Source organism: Massilia horti (genome assembly GCF_004614195.1).
GTDB classification, from domain to species: Bacteria; Pseudomonadota; Gammaproteobacteria; order Burkholderiales; family Burkholderiaceae_D; genus Telluria; species Telluria horti.
The window spans coordinates 41,218-53,536 of sequence record NZ_SPUM01000002.1 but is presented as its reverse complement, the minus strand read 5'-3'; the positions used below and the strand labels follow the sequence as shown (position 1 = coordinate 53,536).

10 protein-coding genes are annotated in these 12,319 nt (G+C 66.1%); 7 read left to right on the top strand and 3 right to left on the bottom strand.

The genetic code is table 11. The annotated features are described in order from the left end of the window. Nucleotides 1–3: 3 nt before the first annotated feature. Nucleotides 4–438 carry a type VII toxin-antitoxin system HepT family RNase toxin gene (hepT, locus tag E4O92_RS00295; RefSeq protein WP_135187744.1) on the bottom strand — a complete coding sequence of 145 codons (435 nt, stop codon included), beginning with the start codon at nt 436–438 and terminating at the stop codon, nt 4–6. A 23-nt stretch (nt 439–461) separates the two neighbouring features. Further along, a complete protein-coding gene (locus E4O92_RS00290; protein WP_135187743.1) occupies nt 462–1,706 on the bottom strand; it encodes a putative Na+/H+ antiporter in 1,245 nt (414 codons plus the stop codon). A 385-nt stretch (nt 1,707–2,091) separates the two neighbouring features. Here E4O92_RS00290 and imuA point away from each other — a divergent pair, with 385 nt between their 5' ends. From imuA to E4O92_RS00255, 7 genes are all read left to right on the top strand, one after another. After that, nucleotides 2,092–2,799, top strand: a complete 708-nt coding sequence (imuA, locus tag E4O92_RS00285; protein ID WP_135187742.1) for a translesion DNA synthesis-associated protein ImuA — start codon at nt 2,092–2,094, stop codon at nt 2,797–2,799. Further along, nucleotides 2,729–4,210 (top strand): Y-family DNA polymerase, encoded by a 1,482-nt coding sequence (locus E4O92_RS00280; RefSeq protein ID WP_135187741.1) that lies wholly within the window; start codon nt 2,729–2,731, stop codon nt 4,208–4,210. Before imuA ends, E4O92_RS00280 begins: the two co-directional genes overlap by 71 nt. A 63-nt stretch (nt 4,211–4,273) precedes the next feature. Then, nucleotides 4,274–5,038: an alpha/beta hydrolase family protein gene (locus E4O92_RS00275; protein ID WP_135187740.1), complete on the top strand. Its 765-nt coding sequence runs from the start codon at nt 4,274–4,276 to the stop codon at nt 5,036–5,038. Nucleotides 5,039–5,310: 272 nt separating this feature from the next. Further along, complete coding sequence (locus tag E4O92_RS00270) at nt 5,311–5,775, top strand: Hsp20 family protein (RefSeq protein ID WP_135187739.1); 465 nt, start codon at nt 5,311–5,313, stop codon at nt 5,773–5,775. Nucleotides 5,776–6,075: 300 nt separating this feature from the next. Then, nucleotides 6,076–7,587, top strand: a complete 1,512-nt coding sequence (locus tag E4O92_RS00265; RefSeq protein ID WP_135187738.1) for a DegQ family serine endoprotease — start codon at nt 6,076–6,078, stop codon at nt 7,585–7,587. Nucleotides 7,588–7,633: 46 nt separating this feature from the next. Then, entirely contained in the window at nt 7,634–8,296 is a 663-nt protein-coding gene (locus E4O92_RS00260) for a response regulator (protein WP_135187737.1), read from the top strand. Nucleotides 8,297–8,300: 4 nt separating this feature from the next. After that, complete coding sequence (locus E4O92_RS00255; RefSeq protein WP_135187736.1) at nt 8,301–9,623, top strand: ATP-binding protein; 1,323 nt, start codon at nt 8,301–8,303, stop codon at nt 9,621–9,623. 146 nt (nt 9,624–9,769) lie between these two features. Here the strand turns inward: E4O92_RS00255 and E4O92_RS00250 are convergent, their stop codons facing one another. Further along, entirely contained in the window at nt 9,770–12,169 is a 2,400-nt protein-coding gene (locus E4O92_RS00250) for a TonB-dependent receptor plug domain-containing protein (protein ID WP_135187735.1), read from the bottom strand. Nucleotides 12,170–12,319 lie beyond the last annotated feature (150 nt).

Here is a 12,319-nt window from a genome sequence, read left to right as displayed (position 1 = left end):
GCCTCAGGCGTCGCCGGCCCGATCGAGCCCGGTGCCGCGCGCCAGCAGCGAGCGCGCGTAGGCCTCGAAGTCGTGCAGCCCGCGCTTGATGATCGATACCAGCGCCGGCAGCGGCGCCGCCTGGTAATCCCATTCGGCGCGGCAGAATTCGCCGGTGCGCTTCAGGTCCTCGGCCAGCGCGGCATCGATCCAGCCATGCGCGGCCAGCATCGTGATCACCTCGCGCTCGTCCTTCGGCATGCCAAGCCCGGTCTGGCCGATCACGTAATCGCCCATTTCCACCGCCGCTTCCCAGGCGCGGATCACGTTCAGCGTTGCTGCGTCCTGGCGGGTGACGTCGCTGACGAACGTGGCCGGTTCCTTTTCGTATTCCTCGCGCGCCCGCCGGATGCAGCGCTCGATCGTGCCTGCCTTGCTTACCAATACTTCGTCATCCATACATCCTCCGGTTGAACGATCTTTCACAGCAAGAACAGCACGGCCGCAACAGCGGTGGGCCCCAGCGCGCCGAGGAGCAACTGCCCGGCACCGATCGATTCGTCGTTAAAGCCCCGGCGCAGCAGCGACACGCCGGCCGGGTTGGGCGCGTTGGCGATCACGGTCAGGCCGCCGCCCGCGACCGCGCCGGCCACCAGCATGTATTTCGCCTGGCTTGACAGGCCGGCGATCAGCGAGCCGAGGTAGGTCAGTGCTGCATTATCGGTGATTGCCGTCAGGCCCAGCGCGCCGAAGAACAGGGCGGTGGGCCCGAGCGAGGACACCAGCGGCTGCAGCCACCATCGCTGCATTCCGCCCAGCACCACCAGTCCGGCCAGGAAGAATCCGACCAGCAGGCCCTCCTTCAGGATCAGCGGGTCCTGGTAGCGCGGGTAAGCCGTGGTAAAGCCGAGGAACAGCATGAACAGGCCGAGGAACAGCACCGCGTGGTGCGCCAGCAGGACCACCGCGGCGAGGAACGCGAAGTGGATCGCCGATACCAGCGGCGGCACCGGCTGCCGGTCCGATACGGCCGCGGTGGATGCGCCAAGGTGCCGGCGCAGCAGCAGCGTGATGACGGTGGCATTGACCAGCGTGGCGGCCGCCGCGCGCCAGCCGAAGTGCTCGATCATGAATGTGCTGTCCCAGTCCCATTTACCGGCCACCATCAGCACCGGCGGGGCGGCGTACGAGGTCAGGGTGCCGCCGACCGACACGTTCACGAACAACACGCCCAGCGCGCCGTACTTGAGCCACTCGGGTATCCCCTGGCGGAACACCAGCGGCGCCAGCGTGAGCGCGGCCAGCGTCATCGCAGCCGGTTCGGTGATCAGCGAACCGGCCAGCGGCACCAGCGCCAGGCCCATCCAGGCCAGCGCCACCTCGGTACGCACCGGCACGCTGCGCGCGAGCGCGAACAGCAGGGTGCGCACCGCATCGAGCACCGGGCGCGAGGCGGCGATCACCATCACCACGAACACGAACAGCGGTTCGGTATATTCGCGCGATTCGGCATAGTCGACTGCGGTGTGGGCGCCGCCGATCAGGGCCATCGCCACCACCAGCACGAAGGCCCAGAAGCCGAACACGACCTCGACCTCGCCCAGCAGGTGGAACAGGCCCGCGTGATGCGGATGGCGCCGCGCCAGCACGTTGAAACCCTTGACGGCGAAGGTATGGACCAGCGCGAGCGCGAACAGGATGGCGCCGACCAGATCGAGCGTGGTCATGGCCTGCCCCTCGGGAAGTGTTCAGGGGCGGGGCGGAACCTGGCGGGGCGAAGTGGGGTCATCAAGAGAGAGGGTGCATGTAAAAGGGTCATTATTTCATTTTTTTAAGCTGCGTTGCGGCGCGTTGCCGTGCAACCGCCGTAGGGTGCGCACCCGTGCGCACGCGGACGTTAGCGTAGTGTTGGCGTTGACGGTACGCCACGGCGGGTCCCAACTCAGTTCAAACGTATGGCGCGCGCAGGGGCGTCGGCGGCTGTAAGTCGAAGAGCGGAGTCTTTGGGCAAGAACAAATGTCAAGTCCCCGCGTCAAAAAGACAGTCCTTGCCAAAACGAGAATCCGAGAGTACTGTATATCCATACAGTTATTTTTCCGCTTCCTTCTACCATGTCCAGTTCCGAATCCGTCGTCGCGCCGGAGGATTTGCACCCATCGCTCTGGCGCGCTTCCCAACTGGCGCAGGCCGATACGCGCTGCATCGATACCGGCCAGCCGGCGCTGTCGGCCCAGTTGCCGGGCGGCGGCTGGCCGACCGGCTGCCTGGTCGACTTGCTGCTGCAGCAGCCCGGCATTGGCGAAATGCGGCTGCTGCGCCCGGCGTTGGAGGCAGTGGCGTCGCGCCGCATCGTGCTGCTGCAGCCACCGCACCCGCCGCAGGCGCTGGCGCTGGCCGCGCTGGGGCTGGCGCCGTCGCAGCTGATCTGGGTGCGCAGCAACCGCGGCGCCGACGCGCTGTGGGCGGCCGAGCAGGTGCTCAAGAGCGGCAGCTGCGGCGCACTGCTGTTCTGGACCCAGCACGCGCGCGGCGAAAGCCTGCGCCGGCTGCACCTGGCGGCGCAAAGCGGCCAGACCCTGTTCTTCATGCTGCGTCCGCTGGCCGCGGCGCAGGACGCCTCGCCCGCGCCGCTGCGGCTGTCCCTCAAGCCGGCGGCGGGCGGCATCGACATCGGCTTCGTCAAACGCCGGGGGCCGGCACGCGACGCGTCGCTGTTCCTGCCACTCACCCTTTCGTTGTTGCAGCGTCATGCGCTTGTGGATCGGCCTCTGCCTGCCCCAGCTACCGCTCGAAGTCTTCAACCCGAACTGGTCGGCTGACGCCGGCAGTGTGGTGCTTGAGCAGGAGCGCGTGCTGGTGGCGTCCAGCGCGGCGCGCGCCGCCGGGGTGCAGACCGGGATGCGGCGCGGCGGCGTGCTGATGCTCATGCCCGAGGCGCGCCTGCACGAACGCTCCGCGGCGCGCGAGGCCGAGGCGCTGAACGAGGTTGCGATGGCGCTCATGCAGTACACGCCGCTGGTGGCGCAGGCCGAGGAAGCGGCGCTCCTGATCGACATCGGCGCCAGCCTGCGCCTGTTCGGCGGCATCCACGCACTGTGCCGGCGCGTGCGCGCCAACCTGCGCGCGCTTGGCTTTACCGCATTCGTGAGCTGCGCACCGACCGCGCGCGGCGCCTGGCTGCTGGCGCGCCGCAACGCCGGGCGCGCGCTCAAGATGGCGTCGCTGGAGCGTCGCCTGGACCGGCTGGACGTCGCACTGGCGCCGCCGGCGCGGCCGTTCGCCGGCTGGTTCGAGGGCATCGGCTGCTTCACCCTGGGCGACATGCGGCGCCTGCCGCGCCCGGGCCTGCAGCGCCGCTGCGGGCGGGCGCTGCTCGACCTGCTCGACGCCGCCTACGGCCTGTCGCCCGAGATGTTCGAATGGATCGAGGCGCCGACCACCTTCCATGCGCGGCTTGAACTGTTCGACCGCATCGAAAATGCCGAACACCTGCTGGCCGCCGCGCATCGACTGGTGCTGCAGCTGACCGGCTGGCTGTGCGCGCACCAGCTCGCGGTCGAACGCATCACCCTGCTGCTCGAACATGAGCGCGGCAAGCTTGCCCGCCCGCCGACTCCGATCGAGATCGCATTGGCCGAGCCGACTTGGCGCGACGAGCACCTGGTGCGCCTGCTCAAGGAGCGCCTGGCCAAGCAGGTGCTCGACGCGCCGGTGATCGGGCTGGGGCTGCAGGCCGAGCAGGTGCAGCCGATGGCGCCACCCAACGAGACGCTGTTCCCCGAGCCCGGCGGCACCGAGGAAGACCGCACGCGCATGCTCGAACTGCTGGCCGCGCGGCTGGGGGAGGACAACGTGCTGCAGGCCGCGCCGCAGGCCGACTACCGGCCGGAACTGGCCAATGTCTGGGTGCCGGTGCAGCAGAAAATCCGCGATGCCGCGCGTGATGCGCAGCTGCCGCCGGACCTGCACAGCCTGCCGCGCCCGGCCTGGCTGCTGGCCAAGCCAATTGCGCTCCTGATGCGCAATCACCGGCCGTTCTACGGCTCGCCCCTGAAGATGGCCTCCAATCCCGAGCGCATCGAGGCCGGCTGGTGGAGCGAGACGCAGACGCGCGACTACTTCATTGCCGAGGGCGAGGACCATGCGCTGTACTGGGTGTACCGCGAGCGCATCGTCGGCTCGGGCGAGGGCGCCGAGCCGCGCTGGTTCTTGCATGGACTGTTCGGCTAGCGGCTTGCGGCTTGCCGCGATCCGGTGCACAGTAGCGGCCGATTGCAAGAAAGAGGGGAATACATGCCGACTAAGAAGGTCGATTTTCGGACCGCCGCCGGCCACCTGCTGTCCGCCCGGCTGGAACTGCCCGACGGACCAGTTCGCGCCTACGCGTTGTATGCGCATTGCTACACCTGCGGCAAGGACGTCATCGCCGCGCGCCGCATTTCAGCCACGCTGGCCAGCCACGGGATCGGCGTGCTGCGCTTCGATTTCACCGGCCTGGGCGCCAGCGAGGGCGACTTCGCCGACACCAATTTTTCGTCCAACGTGCAGGAGCTGGTCGCTGCCGCCGGCCACCTGCGCCAGGTATATGCCGCGCCGCGGCTGCTCATCGGACACAGCCTGGGCGGCACGGCGGCGCTGGCAGCGGCAGGGTTGATACCCGAGGTCAAGGCGGTGGCGACGATCGCTTCGCCCAGCGAACCACGTTTTCTGATGGAGATGCTCGGCGAACGCGCCGGGACGATTGCCGAGCAGGGCGAGGCGCAGGTCATGCTCGCGGGGCGGGAATTCACGCTGCGCAGCCAGTTGCTGGACGACCTGACGCAGCATGGGTTGGAAGACAAGATACGCCACCTGAACCGCGCGCTGCTGGTGATGCATTCGCCGATCGACAGCGCGGTCGACGTCAGCCACGCGATGCGCATCTTCCAGCTTGCCAGGCATCCGAAAAGCTTTGTGTCGCTCGACCACATGGACCACCTGCTCACCAACAGGAACGATGGCGCCTATGTCGCCGGCGTGATCGCAGCGTGGAGCATGCGCTACCTGCAAAGCGAATAACTCGTAACGTGAATCACTCGCTAAGGCACGTCGTCCCCGCGGGAGTGCGGGGACCCATGCTGAGCGGGCGCCGAGCCCGGGGACGTGCTATCCGCGTACTTGCGGCTGCCGCTCGCTACGCCGCGTCCGGGTTGTCGAAACAAAATTTCGAAAAGGCTTAAAAAATTCGTATTTTGTATGCCTTGAAAAGGCGCTGACGTGCCATTAGATTGGCGTCAACGGATGCTCAATGAGGTCCGTCAACTTATCGCTTACTTGAAAGGATATTGAAAATGCGTACTTTTGATCTGACTCCCCTGTATCGTTCCGCCATCGGTTTTGACCGCCTGGTAAACATGCTCGAGCAGCGCGCTGAAGCGGTTCCGAGCTACCCGCCGTACAACATCGAACTGGTCGCTGAAGACAAGTACCGGATCGTGATGGCGCTGGCAGGCTTTAACCGCAGCGAAGTCGACATCGTGTCCGAGCGCGACACCCTGCGCGTCACCGGCCGCAAGCAAAAGGACGAGGTCCAACGCACCTTCCTGCATCGCGGGATCGCCGCACGCGACTTCGAACAGCGCTTCCAGCTGGCCGACCACGTGAGGGTCGTGAGCGCTGCGCTCGACAACGGCATGCTGACCATCGATCTGGTTCGCGAGATTCCGGAAGAATTCAAGCCGCGCAAGATCGCGATCGCTGACGCCAACGGCAACACCGACAACGTCCAGGTGCTGGAGCAGCGCCAGGCTGCGTAACGCCAAACAGGAAGCAGCAAAAGGAGGCGCCGAGGCGCCTCTTTTCACGTCTGCTGCTGGTCGTAGGGTGCGCACCTGTGCGCACGCGGTTCGCGAACGAGGCGTCGTGGCGCTGCCGCCGTGAGCCGCCAACGGTGACCGCGTACGCACATCGCATCAAAGGCACTCTACGCCTCCTGCAAGCTGCACGACCCACGCACAACGTTCAAAAGCTTAAGCATGTTCTAAGGCTGATGGGCGAATATAGTACCCATCAAAAGGGCATACCTCTAACAACCACTTCCGACTAGGAGCACGTACATGCAAACAGGTGCCGTAACTGCCATCACCGCTAAACGTCTCACGCTCGCGCTATGCGCGGCGGGCGTCATTGGCGGAGCGGTTGGTGCGATCGCTGTCAATCACAATAACGCAGTCGCTTCCGGCGAACCGCCCGCACCGGTGCCGGCCGCCGCGGTCTCCGCGCCACTGCCTGCCGCGGCACCGCAAACCGTCGTGGCCCTCCCGGACTTTACGCAGATCGTCAAGCGCTACGGCCCCGCCGTGGTCAACATCCGCATCGTCGGCACCACCAAGGTGAACAACCAGCGGATGCCGCAGTTCGACGAGGACGACCCGTTCTTCCAGTTCTTCCGTCCCTTCATGGGGCCGCAGATGCGCGGCCAGCAGCGTAACGTGCCGGTCCGCGGCGAAGGCTCGGGCTTCATCGTCAGCCCGGACGGCGTGATCCTGACCAACGCCCACGTCGTGCGCGACGCCAGCGAAGTCACGGTCAAGCTGCAGGACCGGCGCGAATACCGCGCCAAGGTGCTCGGTTCCGACCCCAAGACCGACGTCGCCGTGCTCAAGATCGACGCCAAGAACCTGCCGGTAGTCCCGATCGGCAGCACCCGCAACCTGCAGGTCGGCGAATGGGTGATTGCGATCGGCTCGCCATATGGCCTGGACAGCACCGTCACCGCCGGCGTGGTCAGTGCCAAGGGCCGCTCGCTGCCGGGCGACCGGGGCGTGCCCTTCATCCAGACTGACGTCGCGGTCAACCCGGGCAACTCGGGCGGTCCGCTGATTAACACGCGCGGCGAGGTGGTCGGCATCAACTCGCAGATCTACAGCCAGACCGGCGGCTACCAGGGCGTGTCGTTCGCGATCCCGATCGACCTCGCGGCGCGCATCAAGGACCAGATCGTCGCCACCGGCAAGGTGCAACATGCCAAACTGGGCGTGAGCGTGCAGGACGTGGACCAGGCCTTTGCCGATTCGTTCGGCCTGTCCACGGTTGAGGGCGCGCTGCTGTCGAATGTGGAGCGCGGCAGCGCCGCCGACAAGGCTGGCCTGAAGTCGGGCGACATCATCCGCAAGGTCGACGGCCAGCCGGTGATCGCTTCGAGCGACCTGACTGGATTGGTGTCGACCGCCAAGCCGGGCCAGAAAATCGCGCTTGAGGTCTGGCGCGACGGCAAACCGATGCAGGTCACCGCGACGCTGGGCAGCTCCAGTGACAAGGCCGCCCCTGCCGACCGCTCCGAACTGGCCAGCAACGACAGCGGCGCCAAGCTGGGCCTGGCCCTGCGCCAGCTGAACCCGCAGGAGCGGGCACAGTCCGGCATCGCCGACGGCCTCTTGATCGAGGACGTTGGTGGCGCGGCTGCCGCGGCGGACATCCAGCCGGGCGACGTGCTGCTGGCCGTGAATGGCAAGCCCGTCACGTCGGTCGGCCAGGTACGCGACTTGGTTGGCAAGGCCAGCAAGTCCGTGGCCTTGCTGATCCAACGCGGGAATGACAGAATCTTCATTCCGGTGCGGATCGGCTAAGGCGTCGTAACGTTTTCCATCCGCTGGGTTCAAGAACGGGGAAATCATGCGCCTGCTGTTGGTGGAAGACGATACGATGATCGGCGAAGTAGTGCTCGACCTCCTGCGGGCCGAGCACTACGCCGTCGACTGGGTGAAGGACGGCGAAATGGCCGACACTGCACTCATGCAGAACCAGAACTACGACCTGGTGCTGCTGGACCTGGGCCTGCCCCGCAAGGACGGGCTCGAGGTGCTGCGCGCCATGCGTGCTCGCAAGGACCGCACCCCGGTGCTGGTCGCCACCGCGCGCGACTCGGTCGCCCAGCGCATCGCCGGCCTGGACGCCGGCGCCGACGACTACGTCCTCAAACCCTACGACCTGGACGAACTGCTGGCACGCATCCGCGCGCTGCTGCGGCGTGCCGCCGGGCGCGCCGAACCCGTATTCGAATACAAGAACATCTCCGTCAACCCCGCCACCCGGGAAGTCTTAGTCGATGGCAGTCCGGCCACGCTGTCGGCGCGCGAATGGGCCGTGCTCGAAGCGCTGGTCGCGCGCCCGGGTGCGGTGCTGTCGCGCCAGCAGCTCGAGGAAAAGCTGTACAGCTGGCGCGATGAAGTCTCCAGCAACGCGGTGGAAGTCTACATCCATGGTCTGCGCAAGAAGCTCGGCAGTGATCTGATCCAAAACGTGCGCGGGGTTGGCTACATGGTGCCCAAGGCATGAACGAATGAAAGCGACGCACTCCCTGCGCGGCCGGCTGCTGTGGTACCTGCTGGCCGCCATCACCATTGCGGCGGTGGCGCAGGCCTTGATCGCGTACCGCACCGCGCTGCACGACGCCGACCAGATCTTCGACTACCACATGCAGCAGATGGCGCTGTCGCTGCGCTCGAACGCGCCGATGTCGGCCAGCGAAGCCGCCAACGGCGTCGAGCAGGACGGCGGCAACGACGACCTGGTGGTGCAGGTGTGGTCGCCCGACGGCGTGCAGGTGTTCCACAGCGTGTCGCGCGCGCGCCTGCCGCAGCGGGCGGTGCTCGGGTTTTCCAACGTGCGCGCCAACGGCACCACTTACCGCATCTTCTCGATCCAGTCCAACAACCAGACGGTGCAGGTCGCGCAGGACCTGTCTGTGCGCTCGAGCATGGCGCGCAACCTCGCGCTGCGCACGCTCGGGCCGATCGCTGTCATGATGCCGATCCTGATGCTGGTCGTGTGGTGGGTCGTATCCGGCTCGCTCGAGCCGGTGGAGCGGGTGCGCTCGCAGGTTGCCTCGCGCCAGGCCGACGACCTGTCGCCGGTGTCCGAGTCCGGGCTGCCGGACGAAGTGCAGCCGCTGGTACATGAACTGAACCTCCTGTTCGATCGCGTCAAGACCGCGTTCGAGACCCAGCAGCACTTCGTGGCCGATGCCGCGCATGAACTACGCACGCCGCTCGCCGCGCTCAAGCTGCAGGTGCAGAGCCTGGATCGCGCCGACAGCGACGACGCGCGGCGCATTGCGGTCGCGCGCCTGTCCGCCGGCATCGAGCGCGCCACCCGGTTGGTCGAACAGCTCCTGGTGCTGGCACGGCAGGAGGCCAGCGCGACCGAGGGCGTGGCCAGGCAGCCATTGGACCTGGCGCAGCTGGCGCGGCGCACCGTGGCCGAACTGGCCGCGGTGGCGCAGGCCAAGGGCGTCGACATCGGCGTGTGCCAGGCAGACCCCGTCAGCGTCGAGGGCCAGCCGCAAGCGCTTGGCATCCTGATGCGCAATCTGGTCGAGAATGCGATCAAGTACACACCGGCAGGCGGCACGGTGGACATCTCGGTCACGCAAGCACCGGGATCGGCGCGGCTTGTGGTCGAGGACAGCGGGCCCGGGATTCCGCCTCAAGAACGCGAGCGAGTGTTTGACCGGTTCTACCGGGTGCCGGGCAGCGAGGCGGCAGGCAGCGGACTGGGGCTGGCGATCATCAAGGCGATCGCCGAGCGGCACGGAGCCGGGCTCGTGCTCGACAAATCGGAGCGGCTGGGCGGATTGAGCGCCACGGTGACTTTCAACACGTAGGGTGCGCACCCGTGCGCACGCTGTACGTTCGTATGCCGTTGGCTCCTGCACACATACTTACCGCGTGCGCACAGGTGCAATCTACGCCGACTTGCGACTTCCGCTTCATTCCGCCGCGTTCGCGAATCGGTGCGCACGTACGAGCATCAGAACTTGTGCGACAACCTCGCAAAATACGCCGTCCCGTTCAATCCGAACTGCACGCTCTCGTACCGGAATCCGTTGTCGGTCTCATCCGGGTCCTGAGGCGTCGGGTGCACATTAAAGATGTTGGTGGCGCCCACCGTCAGCTTGGTCTTGCCCGTGAAAGACCATGTGAACGACAGGTCCGCCGAGGTCTTGGGCTCGTACTGCTGGTTCGGCACCGGCGGACCTGAGAACGTGCCCAGCGTCTGCGGCCCGAAGTGCACGATTCTAAAGTCGGTCTCAAGCCGTCCCAGCGTATAGTCAAAGTCCAGCGTGGCCTTGCGCCGCGGTCCGCCTTGTTCGATGAACAGGCGCTCGCGTTCGGACAGCAGCACATCGTCAAAGCCCTTAAGTGACGCCGGCGCATGCACGCCTGTCACTTCGGTCTTTGACAAGTTCAGCGCCAGGAAGGTGTTCAGCTTGCCCGCGCCGAGGCTCGCCTTGTTCGAGAACGTCAGGTCCAGGCCCTGGGTGCGGGTGTCGACCGAGTTCACGAAGAACTGCGCCTGGCCCACGCCCAGCTTCTCCAGTGTGTCCGCCAGCGCCGGATAGTTGTCGGCATCAAAGCGCCCGGACAGCACGATGCGATCAAGGATGCTGATGCGGTACAGGTCCGCGGTCAGCGAGGTCGCCTCGGTCGGGGTCCAGGTTGCGCCCAGCGTATAGTTCCTAGACTTTTCCTCCTTCAGCGCGGGGATGCCGGCAGCGTTGGCGACCGTGCCGCCGTTCGGTGCCAGCACCACGTCCAGCGGACGGCCGTTCACGAAGTCGGTAAAGGTCGACGAGAAGTACTTCTGCTGCAGAGACGGCGCGCGAAAGCCAGTGCTGGCCGAGGCGCGCAGCATCACGCCGCTACCGGCATTGAACGAGCCGGCCAGCTTGTAGTTAGTGGTCGCGCCGAAATCGGAGAAGCGTTCGTGGCGCAGCGCGGCCTGCAGCTTGACACGGTCGGTCACGTCGGTCTCCAGGTCGACATAAGCGGCAGTGCTGTGGCGATCGCGGTTGGTAGCGTCGCCCGGCTGGAAGCCCGGGAAGCCCTGGCTGCCGGCGTTGCCGCCAAAGCCCACGCCGTCGACATCGATGTACGAGCCCGGCTCGCCTGCGAAGATCTGATAGTTCTCCTTGCGGTACTCGAAACCGAACGCCGCGTTCAGGCCGTTCAGCACCCCGCTGTAAAAGCGCGAGAAGTCGGCGTTGGTGGTCAGCTGTTGGAACGAGAAGCCGCCGGCGTCAAAGCTGTCCGGGCTGATGCCTTTGCCGCCCTTAAGCAGGTCGGCGTTCGCGATCGATGCGTTGAGCGTGTGCGCGATCGTGTAGCGCATCCGGTTGTAGCCATAGGTCTGGGAGAAGTCGGCGTTCCATTCATCCAGTCGCATTCGGTAGCCGATCGTGCCGTAGCGGTCGTCGATGTCGCCATTGATGAAGGGGACAAAGCCGTCCGGGTACATCGCTGTCGAATTACGCGACGGGATGTCTTCGGAGCCGATGCCCTCGCGTGCCCAGGCTGCGGACGAGGCGTCGCGCTTCTGCGCGCCGGCGGTGAGATAAAGCTTGCCCGGTCCCGCGGCAAAGTCGCCGTTCGCGTACACGGTCTGGTTCTTTGACTGGGTGTCGCCGATGATGCGCGGGTTGCCCGGTTCGGCCCGGTTGGAGCGCCCGCGGTCGTAGTATTCGCCGGTGATGCCGAGCACACCGCCGGCCACCGCCACGCCGCAGTAGGCCGAGGCCAGGCCGTTCTTGCCGTCGCGCTTGGAGTATTGGCCATAGCCCAGCACCGATTCGCAGCCCAGGCTCTTTTTCAGTTCGATGTTGATCACGCCCGCGATCGCATCCGAGCCATATTGGGCGGCTGCGCCGTCGCGCAGCACCTGCACGTCCTTGATCGCAAGGAGCGGAACAGCGTTCATATCGGTGCCGGTGTTGCCGCGGTTGCGCGCGCCGAACAGGTTGACCAGCGCGACCGTGTGGCGGCGCTTGCCGTTGACCAGTACCAGGGTCTGGTCCGAACCCAGCCCGCGCAGCGCCGCCGAATCGATCAGGTCGGCCCCGTCGGCACCCGTCTGACGGGTGGAGTTGAACGATGGCGAGATGTTGGTCAGTGTTTGTGCCAGGTCGAACTGGCCGCCTTGTTCGGCGACCTTGGTTAGCGGGATGAAGTCGACCGGGACTGTGGTTTCGGTGGCCGAGGCATTGGCCGCGCGGCGCGAGCCGACCACGCTGACGCTTGGGATCACCTCGTTGTCCGCGGCCGGGGCGGCGGCAGTCTGGGCGACGGCCGGCGGAGCCAGGGCGGCGAGGGCGGTGGCGCCGGAAACACTGAGCACGGCACCTTGGCGGAAGAACTGTCGGAGCGAGGCCATCGATATCTCCACAAGAAAAATTGAATATTAATCAATTGTCTTGTGGAGTATCGTATCGTTTATGCAACAACAACCCGCTTTACAAACGCAGCAGAATGAAGCAGGGGCCGCAAATCTGCATTTGGCGACCGCAGCACCGGCCCAGAGCGT

What these genes read in the sequence shown, in the direction of transcription:
- hepT (WP_135187744.1), bottom strand. Translation starts at nt 438, where the DNA reads ATGGATGACGAAGTATTGGTAAGCAAGGCAGGCACGATCGAGCGCTGC.
- E4O92_RS00290 (WP_135187743.1), bottom strand. Translation starts at nt 1,706, where the DNA reads ATGACCACGCTCGATCTGGTCGGCGCCATCCTGTTCGCGCTCGCGCTG.
- imuA (WP_135187742.1), top strand. Translation starts at nt 2,092, where the DNA reads ATGTCCAGTTCCGAATCCGTCGTCGCGCCGGAGGATTTGCACCCATCG.
- E4O92_RS00280 (WP_135187741.1), top strand. Translation starts at nt 2,729, where the DNA reads ATGCGCTTGTGGATCGGCCTCTGCCTGCCCCAGCTACCGCTCGAAGTC.
- E4O92_RS00275 (WP_135187740.1), top strand. Translation starts at nt 4,274, where the DNA reads ATGCCGACTAAGAAGGTCGATTTTCGGACCGCCGCCGGCCACCTGCTG.
- E4O92_RS00270 (WP_135187739.1), top strand. Translation starts at nt 5,311, where the DNA reads ATGCGTACTTTTGATCTGACTCCCCTGTATCGTTCCGCCATCGGTTTT.
- E4O92_RS00265 (WP_135187738.1), top strand. Translation starts at nt 6,076, where the DNA reads ATGCAAACAGGTGCCGTAACTGCCATCACCGCTAAACGTCTCACGCTC.
- E4O92_RS00260 (WP_135187737.1), top strand. Translation starts at nt 7,634, where the DNA reads ATGCGCCTGCTGTTGGTGGAAGACGATACGATGATCGGCGAAGTAGTG.
- E4O92_RS00255 (WP_135187736.1), top strand. Translation starts at nt 8,301, where the DNA reads ATGAAAGCGACGCACTCCCTGCGCGGCCGGCTGCTGTGGTACCTGCTG.
- E4O92_RS00250 (WP_135187735.1), bottom strand. Translation starts at nt 12,169, where the DNA reads ATGGCCTCGCTCCGACAGTTCTTCCGCCAAGGTGCCGTGCTCAGTGTT.